The organism is Photobacterium chitinilyticum (assembly GCF_004104355.1).
GTDB classification, from domain to species: domain Bacteria; phylum Pseudomonadota; class Gammaproteobacteria; order Enterobacterales; family Vibrionaceae; genus Photobacterium; species Photobacterium chitinilyticum.
The window spans coordinates 1,418,079-1,434,632 of the sequence record NZ_RJLM01000001.1 but is presented as its reverse complement, the minus strand read 5'-3'; the positions used below and the strand labels follow the sequence as shown (position 1 = coordinate 1,434,632).

The following is a 16,554-nucleotide window of genomic DNA, read 5'->3' as shown; positions in this document are numbered from 1 at the left end:
ATTAGGTATCAGTAGCGAATTCCCTCAACTTTAGTACCATTTTATAACTAACCAGATGATATCTTCAGGCAAAATCACCCTGATGTTAATTGGCACTCTATACTGCAAGGCAATGGATGTTTGTGGGAAGGGAAAAACCGTAGTTATGAAGACCATCATTGATTCGCGTTCACGTGTTAATAATATATTTAAGCCTTGGTTTCAACGAATGAGGTATCGTTCCCAAGAGAAAAGAATAATATTTATATTTGGCTGCCAACGTTCTGGCACTACATTATTAACTCATGTTTTTGATAGGATGCCATATTCTTGTGTTTTCGGTGAATATAGTCCGCTTAGTAGCAAAGACCCTTACCAACTTCGCTTAAATCATCTTGATGAAGTTAAAGCTATTATTGACTCATCACCAGCCCCGCTTATTGTGTGTAAACCACTGGTTGAGAGCCAACGCGCTTTGGAAATCTTGGAATATTTTGATAATGCGCAGGCAATTTGGCTCTATCGAGATTACATGGATGTCGCTAGCTCAAATTTAGTGAAATTTGGTCCTGATGAAGGTGCCAGAGAGAATATCAGACCTGTATGTGACTCTGAATTTGCGAATAGCGCTTCGAAAAATTGGCTGGCGGATAATGTATCGATAGAGTCGCAAAAAATGATAGAGCAATGTTATCACCCAAGTATGAATCCGGCGGATGCGGCGGCTTTGTTTTGGTACCTTCGAAACGAGCACTACTTTACTCAACAATTGGACTCTCATCCAAGAGTACATCTACTTAAATATGAACAGCTTGTCAGCCAGCCATCTGAATCATTAGCAAGACTTTTTGAGCTGATAGATATACCTTTTTCGCTGCCACAAAACATTATCAAAGATGTGCATACAGAGTCAGTCCGGAAGGGAAAGACATTGGAATTATCTCCAGACGTGTCAGTTCTCGCGAATAAGATGCTCGACAGGCTGTTAGGCATGAGCCAAGAGACTAATAAAATAGCGAGTTGATGGTTAGGTAAGTAAATGAAAAATTCCAGACCGTTTTGCCTTCCAGTCAATACCTGTTGGATAAACGCTTTTACCCGTACAGGCTGTTTGTCTTTATCTCGGTTACGAGCACACGCACTGAAAGACTTCCTGAAGGTTTTGGTTCCAGCGTGTGACAAACTTCTCCTGAATGTGGTCTCTTAGCCATTGTAGACCGGCATCGTCGTCCTGGTGTTTGTGCCACCACATTGAAACTGAGCCTCGGGGATTTCTATCGGGCTGTGGGTGACGGATAGCTTACCGCTTGCAACATGCTTGTAGGTTGCTGCTGCCGGCAAGATAGCGACGAGATCACTGGCGGCTATTCGGAATGTGCGTTGGGCAACTTTAGGGTCAAAGATATCAGGTTTAATGGCACGATTGAGGTTATGCAAAGGATCCCGGATCTGATCCCAGAGATTTTTGGCGTAAGTTGTTGGCTGGATATTACGTCCGTCTTTGAAGAGAGCACATTGGTTAAAGCGGGTTATCCGAGGTGCGGGTATCGTAATGGGGAAGCCTCTGTAAAGAGACTTCCCCATTTTTATAATTAAATACTCTCAACCCATTGATTAATGGCTGTATCAGCATCCAAGAGCGGGGTTATCTCTTGCAGCTCTTCCATATAAAGGGGAGGGCGCAGTTCTGCACTATTTAGACGTCCCTGACGTTTCATCAACGCCTTTACCGGAATCGGGTTTGCGGCACAGAATAGGCTACTGCCAGCTTGTTGCCATAAAGTTTTGAAGTCTGGTTCAGACTGGTTAGGGTCGGTATCAAAATCAAGGCTTTGCTGTACATAGCGTGCAGTGGCTTCTGGCCAGGCATTGGCAGCGACAGAGACCAATCCGCAGGCACCGGCTGCAATAAAGTCCACAAGCAGGCCATCATCACCACAGAAAAATTGAAGAGACGGAGCGGCAGTGTAATAGCTGCCGAAAGCCTCGACACTGCCACTTGCTTCTTTCACAGCCCATGTATTGGGGTGCTCAGCCAGTAAACCCAACACCTGATCGTCGAGTGCAACCCCGGTACGTGAAGGTACGTTATAGATCATGCACGGCCAGCTGCTGGCATCGAGCAGGCTGTTGAACCACTTCAATTGGCTCGCGGCTCCTGGTTTGGCGTAGAGCGGAACCGGAACTAGCAGTGCATCGATAGGGTAGTCTTTAAGAAAGTCCAACCATAGCATTTGCTGTTGTAGCTGGAAGCCGCCAACCCCGACCATAAGCGGAACAGAAAGCGACATTGAACAGATATGGCGGATCACGTCCTGTTGTTCGTTGTGTGTCATTGCCAATGCTTCGCCGGTGCTGCCGAGCAGCAAGATCCCGTTTCCTGCGCTTTCCTGCTCTTTGGCCAGCTGGCTAAGTGTTGTAAAATCAATAGACTCATCGGGCAGAAACGGAGTGATGAGGGCCGTCCATAACGTAGTCTGTTGTAAGCGTTCATTCCCTGCAACGGGAGTAGAATTGTGATTAGGCATCTCTCATCCGAATTTATTTATATCCGTGTAAGAGAGCTTGGTATTGCGAGGACGCCGAGGGCAATTAGCCATGAGAAAGGCGATAAAACACAAACACCAGAAGCTCTCCACCATAGGTGACAGCCCTGAGGATTCAGCCTCAGCAACCGATAAGTGTTACTTCCAAAAGCAATCTTACCTCGGCGTTAATCCCCCTTATCTGCGGTCACGGGTATTTGGATACCTCGCACAGACTCCCTGGTTAACGCACCTCTTCTGATCCCACCAATTAGGGATAACTTGATTCAACCATCTAACATGGCGATGTGTCAATAATGTTGTGAATATTTATGCAGGGAGATTTTCGAAGTTTTCATTCTTGGGGAGGAGGCGAGCTAGCAATACTGAAATTAAGAGGGCGCTACAAAATTTGTAGCGCCCAAATAAATCAAGCTATGGACGTGTTGGAGTGATAGTTAATGGCTCTAACGTTGATACTGCATTGCCACCTGCAGCCGGATGGTCAACATAAGAGGTGTCTTGCTGAAGCGTATAGTACACATCGACAAAATCATCATCGTTAACCAATAGTCCATCAGGGATTGCAGCAATGATCTTTCCTGTAATTTGAGGAATGATTGCGTAAGCTTGAACCTCCGGATCCGGGATCATTTTGAGCACTTCTTCAGCCACTTTCACAAGAAGCTTGGCCAGCTCTTTGTAGTCTGTACCGTCATCTTGTTCCATTAGGATCATGTCGGCAGCGCCCCAGCGATAACGAGACCAATGGATAACAATCTGGTTAGGGTAGTAATCTTTGTTATCGTAATCCAGATATGGCATTTCAACTAAATCGATCGTTGGCTTATCTCGGCTCGGATTAACCCCTGTCACGATTGCGTATACTTCAGCTTTGCCTGAAATCCACGGCTCTTCGTCATCTGATAAACGAATCTTCTTAATGGCTGTCGTTGAAATCGGTGCGGCAGGTTGGCTGCTAACACTGGTTTTAAACTGGGTTTGCTGTGTCTCTGCGCCGTAGCTGCGTAATTCCGTAGACTGGCCGAGTTTACTCATTTCAGCTTGCATGACCTGCAGCCCAGCCTTCAGCTCCTTGGCGCTATTGTTGTCAACAACAAAGACTGGTACATCAGGCATTTGCTGTACATCAAGCTGATGAAGCTGACCATAGACATCATAAGCTTCGATATATAGCCATGACTCGTCATCACCCTTAGGCTCAAAAGCAAACAAAGGACTTTTGCCATCTTTCCATTTTTGTACCATGGACTTGTCTGCAAGCCTTAGCTCAAGCAATTCATTGGTGTAGTTAGAGACACCTTTCATCGTCCTGATATTGGTGTCGGCTTTGTACATTTGTTGCGTAAAGGTTGATTGTGGTTCTTCAGTCAATAGTGTTGATAATGAAATACTTAGATTTTGATCGGAGATTTGTGATTTAAGAGTTTGTTCAATATCTGCGTAACTAACACTTAGCTGTTTGGCTAGGCTCTGTTTGTGCTGCGCAATGACTTCGGCATTTTGAGTCGGTGATTGATTGTCAGTCTTCTCATCTGACTGGCACCCTGCAACTGTCAAAGCTAACAATAAGCATATTGGTGTTATTTTTTTCATTGTATGCCTCTAAGGATTTTAAATTGTTAGTAGAGCTAAGGCTCTATAGCTAATAGTCCACCATGGCATACGGTGTTTCAATATAATTTCACGAACAGAGCGAAATATTGCCAGCAAGATCAAATATAATAAGCGATATAATAAAAATTGTTCAGTAAATCGGCGTTTTCGTATTCGGTTTATAGTCTGCCGTTAATTGTAATGACTCCTCATTAAAGTACGGTTGAAGTGCGTCTAATCTTGCTGTTCCTCTCAAATGCGGAGGGTAGATCATGTACATATTGATCTTTTGCAGGGGGTAATGCGGTAATATCTGGATTAAACGACCTGTTTTTAAGGCATCAGAAACTTGTGAGATAGGTTGTATTGTTATGCCTGCTCCTTCTAAGGCTGCATTGAGCATAGCTTGTCCACTGTTAATGCTTAGCCGTGATGATATTTCTGGAATGTAGATCTTTTCACCATCAATAAAACGCCATTGTTGGCTATTTTTGATCGGTGTATTTTGGAGGCACTGATGAGCGGCTAATTCTCGTGGGTGTTGTGGTATACCGAATTGTTCTAGATAACGTGGTGAGGCGCAAGCAATCAAAGAGTAGCTTTTTATTTTTTTCGCGATAAGGGATTCATAGCCTTGCGTGTGGTTACTAAAAATAATGTCATAACCACCTTCTAACAAATCGATAGACTGATTGCTTAGGCATATATCGATATTTATTTTGGGGTAATCATTTTGGAACCTTGCGATTATTGGAGCAAGTATACTGATTCCAAAATTGACACCCGCTGCAATGGTTAATTTACCACATGGTTCGTTTAGGGTGCGATGGACATCTTCCTCGGCAGCACGCAGTTCCGCAAGAATGTTTTTGCATCGGTGATAATACTGTTCGCCAGCAGGCGTCAGGCTCTGATGACGAGTGGATTTGTTCAGTAACTTGGTACCCAGCAATGTTTCGAGTCCCCGAACATGTTTGCCTACCATTTGGGCGCTGAGATTCTTCTCTTCGGCAACAGATGCAAACGACCCGCACTCTACAGCCCGTACAAAAACCTCAATACTCGTCAATCGGTCCATTATATCCTCCGTCTACTCTTTTCTTTTGCTTGATTAGAAACTGTCAGTTTCGTTTGTCTGCGTTATTTACCTATTTATTACTTATAAATCCGTGAGTATTATCACACTTTATATTCGCCCGTACATAGGCGTGAGTATTGGAATATTGTGATGAATATGAACAACTTTGCTTCAACTGTCCCGAGTGAAATTGCTTTGGGCGGTATCTATGTCCCCCCCCTGTTGGTCGCCGCATTGATTTGCTTAATACTAACATCGCTCACAGTACGCTTGCTGAACAAGTTGCGTTGGCATCGCTTTTTTGTGGTACCGCCTTTGGTCGAGTTGGCTCTGGCAGTCATTTACACTGTGCTAGTTGGCACATTCTTTATTCCATCGTAATAGTTTGTAGTGAGTATGCATGTGTTAAAACGTTTATTTTTGACAGCGGTTCTTGTGTTGGGCGCGATAGCCTCAATTGGTTGGAAGTATCAGAACTACCTCGAAAATCCTTGGACACGGGATGGGCAGGTTCGGGCGCAGGTCATTCAGATCACCCCTCGTGTTACAGGGCCGATAGTTTCATTGCAAGTTAACGACAACTCGATGGTCTCGGTAGGTGAAACATTATTTGAGATTGACCCGCGTACTTATCAAGTAGCTCTCGATCAGGCTAAAGCGAGCCTGGCGCAATCACAGGTCGGTTTGGCAAAAGCACAGGACGAAGCCAGACGCCGCCAGGCGCTACATAAACGCGATCCGGGTTCAGTGTCGGTATCAACGTTAATTAACCTGAAAAAGGCGGTGGAGAGCGCAAAGGCTGGGGTAAAAGTTGCCCGTACAACTGTTGCTCAGGCTGCATTAAATCTGGAGTTTACCCAAGTAAAGGCACCAACTGATGGGTTTGTGACTAACTTAACCTTACGCAATGGCAGCCAGGTTGTTGCTAATAAACCATCGATAGGATTGATTGATAGAAATAGCTTTTGGATTGAAGCCTTTTTCAAAGAGACTGATATTCGAGATGTTGGTTATGGCGAGACTGCTATTGTGACGTTGATGGCGTACCCAGATCAACCGCTAGAAGGAAAGGTAGAAAGTATTGGTTACGGTATCGCACACAAGGACGGGAGCACGGGCGTTGAGTTGCTGCCAAATGTTAATCCAAATTTTCAATGGATTCGACTCGCACAGCGGATACCTGTTCGAATCAAGCTTGATTCGGTTCCCGATAATATACAGCTACGGGTAGGGACATCAGCCTCCGTGATGATAATCAAGCACCCTCATGTTGAACATCAGTTAAACGGGGAAATCGATGGTTAGCGAACGTTGCAAGTTGCCGTTAAAAGTTGCTACGGCGCTGAGTCTGGCAATTGTTGGGGCCTTGTGGCTGGGGTGGGATAAGCCATATTGGGCCGGCTTTGCCGTTGTTGTGATGTCAGTGACAGAAACAACAGGACACTCTTTGCGAAAGGGGCGTCATCGATTGGTTGGAACATTGATTGGTGTTATATCCGCATTCCTTTTTGTCGGCCTTTTTGCTCAAGAGCCATTTATCTTCTTGCTTACTTTTACTTCATTTGCTGCTTGTTGTGTCTACCTGATGGCTAACCCCCGTACAGGTTATATTTGGACAATGACGCTAATAGTATGCACCTTGATTATCGTCATGGGGCATTTTTCCGCGGAGCTTACTTTTACTGTCGCCGTACTTCGTTTGCAGGAGACCATACTGGGGATTGTTTGTTTTACTTTGGTTTTTAGCTTGTTGTGGCCAGCATCCAGCAGGAAGGTATTGCACTCTACACTACTAAGCTTCTTTGTTGCCCAGCAGCGTAATATCGAGAAGACGGTCGCTGGCTTAGAGGGACGGGGAGAGCGAGGTCAGGGCCTTGGCTTTGGTGACGGGCTGAAGTTCTTGATTCGACTTGAGGATCTGCTTCCGGCAGCGATAGTTGATAGTTATCACATATCGAGTGAGGCTAAAACCTGGCAACTCTTCTTGGCGCAGAGTCGCGAATGGGCGTTACTTTGCGGCCACCTGTCAGAGGCGAGTGAATTGTTAGAACCTGCGATGGTAAATTCTGAACAGCAGGAGATTCAGGCACTGTTGATTCGGATTTCGTGTCGCTTTGCAAGTGCTGAAGCTGCACTTTGTGGGACAGTAACCAATGATAATCCGATACCGGAGGTGATCACGCTACGAGATAAAGCGATTTATGATCCCCAACACCATAGCGCGCTGCTGCAACTCGAACAGGTGCTAAATGCATTAGATCTGTTGAGCTGTAATATGCTAAAGACACTATGTGCAGCATTGACCCTTGATACTCTTGAAACTTTAGAGATGGCAGTGATTTCGAATCCGCACTCTCAATTTGCGGGGTTAGATCTTGAGCAGCTGTGCCAGGCGCTAAGAGCCTGGGTTATTATCTGGATTTGTATTGGGTTGTGGCTCTTTGTGCCATGGACTGGAGGATCAACAGTTGCGTTGATGGGGGTTATTCTTGGAAGTGCAATCGTATCAATGCCATTTTGCGATGTGAAAATGGTCTTTCGCAATATGGTTGGTTGGTCCTGCGTTATTTTGTTGCAGTATGTATTTTTGATGCCGCTCTTTTCCGAAGTTTGGCAATTGGCCGCATTCTATTTTTTGAACTGTTTGGCGATTTGGTATTGGTTCTCGAAACCTCAGCAAGTATTGTCCCGGATGTTAGGGACACAACTGTTGATTGTGATGACAATGGGCGCGATAAAATTACAGCCAGTGTATGATTTTCAAGGGGCATTATTGCAACTGTTCTTAATGAGTGTCGTGGTGTTGATCGTTTATTTCGTCAATTATACGTTGTTTTCCAGTCTTCCTGAGCGAGTCTTTTTACGTCATATTAAATGGTTATATTATCTGTTTGCTTGGCAATTGCGTCGGCTTAACTTTAAAGATAAAAAGGAGCATTGGTTTTCGCGTTGTATTGGGCTGATCTTTTTGGGGCAGAGCCCACTCCGATCTGTGATGCTGATGGAGCAGGCAATAGCTAGGATTGATTGGTCAAGGTACCCTGAGGTTGATAGAGAGCAGGTTACCGGAATTATCTCTAGGCTGTATGCCTTAACTTTACGATTAATTTCACTGCATGATGGTTATGTGGGCTGGGAACCAAAGAGTATTCCCCCGCAAGTGGCAACACTACTTGCAGACATTGTAACAAGCTTGTCTGATGTCATCGAATGTACTGGTGACATTGAATCTCTTCAACTGCATGAAGATAAGCTTGATCAACTGCAGGTTCATTTGCAGCAATGCGTTAAGAATGTTAATTCGGATTCTGTGTTATTGCTGTCTTTGAATACGGAACAAGTGTTGTACCTTTTTCGGGTATTAGCCGCAATTAAGCTGATCATTAGAGATATAAAACGACTAGATAAGCAAGTATCATCTGCAAAGCTCAGTGAGTTAGAGTATAACTATTTTTCACTTTAGCTTAAAAAAGTGGTAGTTCTGATATTATTTATTCCATTATATATTTAATATGAAAATTAGTTATTATTACAAATGCCATGAAACATTGCTTGTTTGCCAATGCTTATTTTTGAAAGTGTTACCTTGGGGTAATATGACCCGTTCATTGGAAAAGTTAAAGGTTTTACCAGATCTTACGTGCGTCATTATGACAAACAGTTTTATGTCCAAAAATATAAATCAGTGTGCCGCTAGCAAATCTTAGAGTCTGCTTAATCAGTAGTTCCATGTCAGCGGTAACCTGTAGTGTATTGTGTAATAGAACGCTATGTCTGAATATTGCATGTAGATAGCTTGGTTATACACGTATAAAACCTACTCCAACTGAGTGTAAAACAGCTTGCTGGGGACGTTTTTTAAGCGCTTGAGTAAAAAGACTAAAACTAGTAATTGACTCATCACAATAATCGAGTAAAGTACGCCTCGTTCTCAGGACGACACGTCCCAGAGAAAACAAATTTGCGATATGGAATCTAAAAGATTTTAGTTTCGGTATCTAGGATGGTGTCTAACTTAAATCAGTTACGAGCACCGCAATCAAGAATTGCGTGCCCTGGTGGTGGAATTGGTAGACACAAGGGATTTAAAATCCCTCGACGTTCGCGTTGTGCCGGTTCAAGTCCGGCCCGGGGCACCATCTATTCGCTCTGTAGAGCAAAAAAATATGGCGCGTTGGCAGAGTGGCTATGCAGCGGATTGCAAATCCGTGGACCTCGGTTCGACTCCGGGACGCGCCTCCATACAAAAGAAAGCCCAGCAGAACTGCTGGGCTTTTTTCGTTTGAGTTCGGTAAATGTTAAATTCGATTTTCTTACAGGTAGGCCACGTTCTAGCAGTTCGTTGTATTATTACCTATTTTCGAAATCCGTATTTGAAACTGTTCCGTATCTTGCTGAGTTACACATTCCCATTTCATTTTTTCGCACAGAGTTGATATTAGGTATAGTCCGATACCATAGCCATAATCACCGACTCCATTTTCAGGGTTAGCTTGCTTGGCTACTGGGTTGCTGACGGTTAAGCCAGTCTTAGGCTGAAAATCAATTCTGATCTTGCCGTCAGTACTATATTGCAGTGCATTTCTTATCAGGTTACGTACCACTATCTGCACCAGTACTGGGTTCGCTTCAATAAATTCCTCGTGCTCAAACAGGCTGAAAGTCACATCTTTATTAGCCGCTAAATATAGGTTGTTCTCAATTTCCAGTTGGATGATTTCATTTAGGTTGAGCCGCTGAGTGTTAAACGGGGCAAAATCATCAGACCATAACCACAGCAATACTTCGCTGGTGGCACACATATTGGTATTGGCTCGCTCAATCTTGTTGAGCTTATTGGCGAGCTTAGGATCTAGCTGCGATTTGGTTTTGTGGATTAACTCTAATGAAGCCTTGGTAATAGCCAGAGGCGTTCTTAGCTCGTGGCTTAAAACGCGTAGAAACTGTTTTTCTTTATCATTACGCTGATTGATTTCTGTTATTGAGTGACGTATTTGTTCTGCCGCTTCATTCAACTCATTAAAGCGAAAATCAGGAATGGGATCTACGCTTTTGGTGGTCTTGCTTTGTGACGAAATCTGATGGTTCCATTCGTGTAATGCTTTGATCGGCTTTATCACCGACCAGCCTAAGTTGCGTATTACCCCGATACTGAGTACGACAATAGCTAAAGCCAATAGTGATGCTATTTCGCCAATGCTCAGGCCGACCATTTCATTGTCGTGATCTTCATAATCAGTGTGCAGAATGAAAAGCAGTTGGTCCTCGCTGGAATTGTAGTAAGGCATTAAGTAGAAGAACTGATCATCCTGAGATTGGTAATACAGCTCTTTCTCCTTCCATGTCTGATTTCCAAAGGCTTGTTGGATAGGTTGGGGCAGAGCATCGTAGGTGGGATATACCGTGATAGATGCATTGCTGGCAGCAGGTGTGCCGTGTTCAATGTAGCATTCCGCCTCTAATACCATGAAGTAGTGGACGGAATCATCGAGACCCCAGTCGTAAACCACAGTGATCATGTAATAAAACACCAGCAAGATGGCTGAGACCAACAGGGCAATTTGCAGTGAGATATATCGGCTAATACTACGGTTTAACATTGAGCTTGATCCTCTGGTGCCGCTATCATCACTCCGCGTCCCCGAACTGTAGTAATAAGCGGGCTAACCTCTGGCGAATCGACCACTTTACGTAATCTGTAAATCAACATCTTGAGTGCGTCCTTGGAAGGCGCTTCGCCACCCCAGATGTGGTCTTCAATGTCGATTTTAGAAACAACAGCAGGACTGTGTTTGACGAGGATTTCAAGCAACTGCCATTCCGCTGCGCTTAGCGCCAATAGTTGACCTGCTCGGTAAGCTTGGCGTTCTCTTAGATCGAGAACTAAATCGGATATTTTTATCTTACTGCTCGGTGGCTGAGTTCGATGTGCCAGGACTTTGATGCGTGCAGTGAGCTCAGCTAGTTCGAAAGGTTTGACGAGATAATCATCGGCCCCTTTTTCGAAGCCAATGAGTTTATCTTCGAGCGTGTTGCGTGCAGTAAGCATCAGGCAAGGTGTTTGAATGTGCATGCTACGCAGGTTTTCCAGCAGCGTGAAGCCGTCCATTTTGGGCATCATTACGTCAGAGACAATGACTTGATAAGCATTTTCTTCGAGAAGGTTGAGTGCCATGGAGCCGTTATAAGCGATATCACATTCAATGGCTTCAGCGTTAAGATATTCAATTATCAGCTCTGCCAAGTCCATATCATCTTCTACAAGTAACATCTGCATTATTGTGGCTCCGTTTGATTAGATTACGGGTTGGTCGTTGGTAACACAGTGAATACCGCCCCCGGCGTTGGCAATATCGGAGGTCTCGATTAGGAAAACATCCCGGCCCGGATAGAAAGACTCAAGCTGGGTTTTAAGGCTCGCATTGTACTGTGTCTGTTCATCAGCCATAGCGGCAACAAACCCGTTACCGACCAACCAGTTAGGGTTGCCATCATAGCGCAGTACGTTGAGCCCGGCAGCCTCAGCATCGTTAACCAATAGGTCGTCAGTTTTGCTGTCATCAAGAACCGTTACGACGAGTGTGTTGTTATTTACAAATCTTGCCGTGCCGTCAATGTGGCCAGTGGTCCCTTCGCCGGGGTAGTGGCCGAAAGCCCAGATGATCGTGTGAACCCCCAGTTTTTCTTTCAGGATTGCTTCATGCTCTTGCTGAGTCATACCGGGGTTGCGGTTGTCCTGACAGTCCCAGTTGATCACTAGAATACCTTTTCCGTTAACCTCGACATTACCTTTTTCCAGTATGTAATCAAGATATTGTTCAGATTTGACATTGAGCTGTTTGGCGACATAGTCAGGAATGAGGTTATCTTTGGTATAACCTACATCGCCGCCGAAGTTGCCGCCCCAGGCGTTGAATCCCCAGTTTTGAACCCAGGTTCTGTTGCCGTCAGTGACATAGATGGGCCCATTATCACGCATCCAGGCGTTGTCGATGGGGACGACATGCCACTCGAGGTTTGCTTCTGCAACACCAAGGCTGGCCATTAGCTGCTGAGCTTGTTTTTTTTCTTCTTCGGTGCGAGTCAGCATGTGCACTGGCTGATACTTCTGGATAACAGAAACGACTCGTGCAAATGCCGGGCGCATATTGGTTTCCCATTGATCCGGGTACTGCATCCAAACTGCTGCTTGCGGCTCCCACTCAGCCGGAACACGTATGTTCGTCATTTTAGCTGAAGTGGCCGCGGAATTTGATGCTGGGGTTGTTGAGTCGGCTGAACAAGCCACTAAACCCGCTGTAGCACACAAGATAGCAATATTGAGAAGTTTGCGAGGAGAACTGAACATAAGCCTTTCCTTTTGTTTTATACCCAATGGACAATGCCATCTTAAGAAAGGCCGGGTAACGGGAAGGTAACGCTGAGCTGGATTTAACTGGCTTGGTAATTCATACGTGATGAATCTCTATTTTATAGAGCCAGTTAATATAACTGGTTGTAAATAAAAACCGCTCGTAACAAAAACGAACGGTTTTTTATATTAGCTATTATTCCTAGCGTATATTATCTGTTTCAAAAAGGTGTACTTAGCACTTTTCAATCGCAACTGGGATCCCGTGGCGGGCAGTTGAGCCAAATGTACTATCACGATACAAGCTGGCACCTTTACGGGTTGGATCGACGGCGTTGAAAGCATTGACCGCCATGCCGCCTCTTCTTTCTGAAATTCCCGCCAGAGTTTTGTCGTCTATGGTGATGTCGCTTGCGCCAAAGGCGGTATGGCCATATCCGAGCGGTACTGCAATACAGCCCTTCGCAACGGTACTGTCTGCCTGAACGGTTCCTTCAATTGAAGCGCCTTTGGGGGAGGTTAATCGTGCCTTGTCACCCGTCTTCAGCCCATATTTTTTCGCATCTGTTTCATTCATCTGAATAAAGTTAGATTCGCCTAAGGCTGTGATGCTCTTGAGTGTTACTGAATACGGGCTGCGTAGCTGATGCTTGAACGTCGAGAAGTAGAACGGGTATTCAGTCTCGTTCCAGAGCTCCCGAATAGCAGTTCCGTCCCAGAATCGTTGCTTATCAAATACTGGTAAGCCATCAAGGTATTCTCCAGAATGGAAGTTGGTAATATGTGCAAGTCCTTCGTTGTATATTTGGAACTGAGCATCCCACCTCATCATTTCGTTGAAGAATTCACCCTCGTATCGGTTGTCTATTGGGTAATAACGGCCGCCCCTGGTAAACAGGAACATGGTCGGTCCAATCTCCTCTGTTTTTAATCGCTTCGTTAGCAGGGGAAAAATGCGGTCAACGCTGGTAAAACTAACGTCATCTTTTGTCGGGGTAGGCAGTACCTCATCACTGTGTGCGAGGTTGGCCAGTACAGGAATGTAATAGTCTTCAGGAATGTGGATTGCTTTTACGTTACCTCTTGTATCCTTAAAAGCATTTTCACCAAAGCCATTCAGTTTGAGCTGTTTCGCAATATCAGTCAGGAATTGCTCCATGCATACTCGGTTGCCCTCGGCATTGAGCGGTGTTCTCGGGGTAATAATCGGGAAGGACACAACATCGCCCATTAACTCACTTCCCCATTGCCGGGAAGCTCCCCATTGTTCATATTGAGCCAGATCCGGGACAAAATAATCCGCGTAGATATTGGTCTCATTGAAGTAAGGGTCGGATGCGATGATCAGGCCCAGTTGTTTAGGGTCTTTGATAGACTCTTCTACCTGGTCTTTCAGACCTGAGCAGGCATAGAGAGGATTATTAGCCCACGCAATCCAGGCCTTAAACTGGAATGGGTTGCTATTGGCATGGGCAACGAGCAATTCTCCGGCATTGTCCTGAACAAAGGTTTCATTCCATGGCAGATCTGATGGGAACGGATTGATCCCTTTCTTAACTTTTTCTTTGTACTCATTGCTTTGACGATAGTCACCCGAACGTTCGGCGTTAAAGCCGCTGATATGTGCATGCTCAAAGGCCATCATGTCGTAGAGCGGTGAGGTGTTCTCAAAGCCCATGCTGCCGGTGTGCAGCATACCGCCCTTGGCGTTATGTGCACCGACAAGAGTGGCGAGCATGATCATGGCGAAGCCGAACTGGCCACCATCACTGGCATTACAACCTGTATTGGTCTCGATAGATACGCGACGACCGTGGGAGCTAAACTCTTTGGCAAGTTCGGCGATCTTGGCTTCAGATATCTGGCATTCGGCGGCGTAATCAGCCATTGAATATTTGTTAACGCGTTTTGCCAGTAGCGAGAAGGCGGTTTCAACCTGAATAGCCTGGCCGCCCTCCGTTGTTATTGTTCCACTAAACTTGATGTCACAGGGTTCTGTACTGTCTGACGTTGTCAGCTGCTGGCTCTTGGCATCAACCACCATCTTGGTTTCAGCATTGCCTTTACCGCAGACTTCGGCAGTCAGGAATTTGCGATACAAAGAGTGCTTTTTATCGGTAACAACCAGATACGGGGCGTTGGTATAGTTTATTTCGCCAACTTTGTAAGCTCCTTCCTGGCTACATGACGCCAGATACGATGTGTTATATCGCTCGGTGTTGATGATGTACTGCATCATGGCGTGCATTAAGGCGGTATCGCCACCAGAGCGAATAGGCACCCACTCACAATTATCTGGTGTCGATGAGGTGGTGAGCGAGCGGAGAATCGGATCGACAACCACATACCGGAAGTTAGGGTTTTGTGTCCGAGCATCTGCCAAACGTTTAGAGGCAGAGTTCAGGCTGATACCGCTAAGGCCGGGATTGGTGCCAATGAAAATCGCAAATTCACAGTGCTCAAAATCCGTAGTCGGAAGGGCGCCACTGTTGGCTCCGTCTTCTACACCGAGCGCACATCCTGCAACCTGCTGGTGGCCGCAGTATGAGTCTTTGTTGCCAAGGTTTGGTGTACCCCAAGACGCTTCTGAGAAACGTTTATAAAACGCCCACCGAGCCGGGTCTTCTGAACAGCCTGTCATTAGCAACTGGTTCTTCTTTGGACCAAAGTCCGGATAGTCTGGATTAGCCACGGTTTTGTCGTCGTGGATATCAGCCAGACCTTCTACATGGCCTTCACCAAATAGATTGCCACCTGCGACGACTTCGCTGATAAGCTGCTCATAGGAGATGGATTGCCAGCGGTTTTCGCCTCGTTTCCCCACTCGTTTCAGGCACTGAGTGACGCGGCGTGAGTCGGTAACGGCATCAGGGACAGCGTTGCCCCTGCCACAGAGTGTTGCTCGGTTTTCGTTACCCTGTTCACCGACCAATTGTTGCATCGCGTCCTGCGGTGGCACTTCCATAGCAACCGGATTGCCTGATTGGGTGGACAAAGCATAGGGGTTGCCACAAACACGCAGGATTTTATCTGTCTTGTTGTCGATACGAATGCGAGCACCGCAAACGTTGTAGCAGCCAAAGCATTTGGTAAATGCGAAGCGTTGGTTTGGGTTGTTGGTGAGTTTGCCATCTGGTCCCAGAATGAATTCTGGCTCTGCACTTAACGGTGAGTAACGGCTGATATCCTGGCTATTATTGTTAGCGGCCGCTGTCGCTGTACCTGCCATTGTGCCAGTGATTGCTGCGGCAGCACCGGTTTTTAGAAATTGTCTACGATCCATAATTAACGCTGCCATGTAAGTTCTGAATTTAGGTTATACGGCTGATCACTTTCTTTATCCGTTAGGCCAATGTAGAAAACGTTAGGCTGGGTATTTTTGTCTGATTGCAGAACTAACGCTTCATGCTCCTTGAGCAATTTGGATACGCTACTGTCGGGGTCTTTTAGATCCCCAAACACGCGAGCGCCCCCGGTACATGTTTCCACACAGGCGGGCAGGAAGCCCTTTGAGGTCCGCTGAATGCAGAAGTTACATTTGTCGACGGTTCCTGTTTTGCTGTTTGTGAAACGCACGCCGTCATAAGGGCAGGTGTAGACACAGAAATTGCAGTCGATACAGCCTGTGGAATCTACAACAACAATGCCGTCTTCCTTACGCTTAAACGTTGCACCTGTCGGACATACTTTGGTGCATACCGGGTTATCACACTGGTTGCAAAGTAACGGGAGACTGAGTACGTATTCTTTGCCATTAATCTCAGTGCTACTTTGAAGAACCTGGGTTCGATGTTCACTAGGTTCATTACCGTTTTCATGGCCGCAGGCTGTGACACAGGCTTTGCATCCGTTGCAGCGGCGCAGGTCGATCACCATCGCCAGTTTCTTGCTTTCTAGTTCTGTATTGCTGGCTACTACTGATGCAATGACGGGGGAGGCTGATACCAGTGATACGGTGGTACCGCCAGCGAGTAGCTTAATCGCTTTACGTCTATCCATTTTTA

13 protein-coding genes, 2 tRNA genes and 1 riboswitch are annotated in these 16,554 nt (G+C 45.7%); of the genes, 6 read left to right on the top strand and 9 right to left on the bottom strand.

Features of this window, described 5'->3' with window-relative positions:
• Positions 1-145: 145 nt before the first annotated feature.
• Entirely contained in the window at positions 146-1,003 is an 858-nt protein-coding gene (locus EDI28_RS06145) for a sulfotransferase family protein (RefSeq protein ID WP_164918475.1), read from the top strand.
• Positions 1,004-1,182: 179 nt separating this feature from the next.
• On the opposite strand, the gene EDI28_RS06140 is transcribed toward EDI28_RS06145, so the two are convergent.
• The 4 genes from EDI28_RS06140 to EDI28_RS06125 all read right to left on the bottom strand — a co-directional run bounded on the left by EDI28_RS06140 (position 1,183) and on the right by EDI28_RS06125 (position 5,199).
• Positions 1,183-1,563: a hypothetical protein gene (locus tag EDI28_RS06140; RefSeq protein WP_128782909.1), complete on the bottom strand. Its 381-nt coding sequence runs from the start codon at positions 1,561-1,563 to the stop codon at positions 1,183-1,185.
• Positions 1,564-1,571: 8 nt separating this feature from the next.
• Entirely contained in the window at positions 1,572-2,507 is a 936-nt protein-coding gene (gene dapA / locus EDI28_RS06135) for a 4-hydroxy-tetrahydrodipicolinate synthase (protein ID WP_128782908.1), read from the bottom strand.
• A 92-nt stretch (positions 2,508-2,599) separates the two neighbouring features.
• Positions 2,600-2,770, bottom strand: a riboswitch (Lysine riboswitch).
• A 169-nt stretch (positions 2,771-2,939) separates the two neighbouring features.
• Positions 2,940-4,121, bottom strand: coding sequence for a DUF3103 domain-containing protein (locus EDI28_RS06130; RefSeq protein WP_128782907.1), 1,182 nt, complete (start codon positions 4,119-4,121; stop codon positions 2,940-2,942).
• Positions 4,122-4,272: 151 nt separating this feature from the next.
• Entirely contained in the window at positions 4,273-5,199 is a 927-nt protein-coding gene (locus EDI28_RS06125; protein WP_128782906.1) for a LysR family transcriptional regulator, read from the bottom strand.
• A 150-nt stretch (positions 5,200-5,349) separates the two neighbouring features.
• Here EDI28_RS06125 and EDI28_RS06120 point away from each other — a divergent pair, with 150 nt between their 5' ends.
• The 5 genes from EDI28_RS06120 to EDI28_RS06100 all read left to right on the top strand — a co-directional run bounded on the left by EDI28_RS06120 (position 5,350) and on the right by EDI28_RS06100 (position 9,441).
• Positions 5,350-5,580: a DUF1656 domain-containing protein gene (locus EDI28_RS06120; RefSeq protein ID WP_199287369.1), complete on the top strand. Its 231-nt coding sequence runs from the start codon at positions 5,350-5,352 to the stop codon at positions 5,578-5,580.
• A 21-nt stretch (positions 5,581-5,601) separates the two neighbouring features.
• Positions 5,602-6,504 (top strand): HlyD family secretion protein, encoded by a 903-nt coding sequence (locus EDI28_RS06115; RefSeq protein WP_128782905.1) that lies wholly within the window; start codon positions 5,602-5,604, stop codon positions 6,502-6,504.
• Positions 6,497-8,662 carry an FUSC family protein gene (locus EDI28_RS06110; protein WP_128782904.1) on the top strand — a complete coding sequence of 722 codons (2,166 nt, stop codon included), beginning with the start codon at positions 6,497-6,499 and terminating at the stop codon, positions 8,660-8,662. Before EDI28_RS06115 ends, EDI28_RS06110 begins: the two co-directional genes overlap by 8 nt.
• A 589-nt stretch (positions 8,663-9,251) precedes the next feature.
• A tRNA-Leu gene (locus tag EDI28_RS06105) sits at positions 9,252-9,338 on the top strand.
• Between the two features lie 29 nt (positions 9,339-9,367).
• Positions 9,368-9,441: transfer RNA gene (locus tag EDI28_RS06100), tRNA-Cys, on the top strand.
• An 89-nt stretch (positions 9,442-9,530) separates the two neighbouring features.
• On the opposite strand, the gene EDI28_RS06095 is transcribed toward EDI28_RS06100, so the two are convergent.
• The 5 genes from EDI28_RS06095 to EDI28_RS06075 form a co-directional block, all read right to left on the bottom strand.
• A complete protein-coding gene (locus tag EDI28_RS06095) occupies positions 9,531-10,799 on the bottom strand; it encodes a histidine kinase dimerization/phospho-acceptor domain-containing protein (protein WP_128782903.1) in 1,269 nt (422 codons plus the stop codon).
• Complete coding sequence (locus EDI28_RS06090; protein WP_128782902.1) at positions 10,793-11,476, bottom strand: response regulator transcription factor; 684 nt, start codon at positions 11,474-11,476, stop codon at positions 10,793-10,795. Before EDI28_RS06090 ends, EDI28_RS06095 begins: the two co-directional genes overlap by 7 nt.
• An 18-nt stretch (positions 11,477-11,494) precedes the next feature.
• The gene (locus tag EDI28_RS06085) at positions 11,495-12,547 is read right to left on the bottom strand and encodes an agmatine deiminase family protein (RefSeq protein ID WP_128782901.1); all 1,053 of its coding nucleotides are present in this window, start codon (positions 12,545-12,547) and stop codon (positions 11,495-11,497) included.
• A gap of 238 nt (positions 12,548-12,785) precedes the next feature.
• A complete protein-coding gene (locus tag EDI28_RS06080) occupies positions 12,786-15,848 on the bottom strand; it encodes a tetrathionate reductase subunit A (RefSeq protein ID WP_128782900.1) in 3,063 nt (1,020 codons plus the stop codon).
• Entirely contained in the window at positions 15,836-16,549 is a 714-nt protein-coding gene (locus EDI28_RS06075; protein WP_128782899.1) for a 4Fe-4S dicluster domain-containing protein, read from the bottom strand. Before EDI28_RS06075 ends, EDI28_RS06080 begins: the two co-directional genes overlap by 13 nt.
• Between the last annotated feature and the right edge of the window lie 5 nt (positions 16,550-16,554).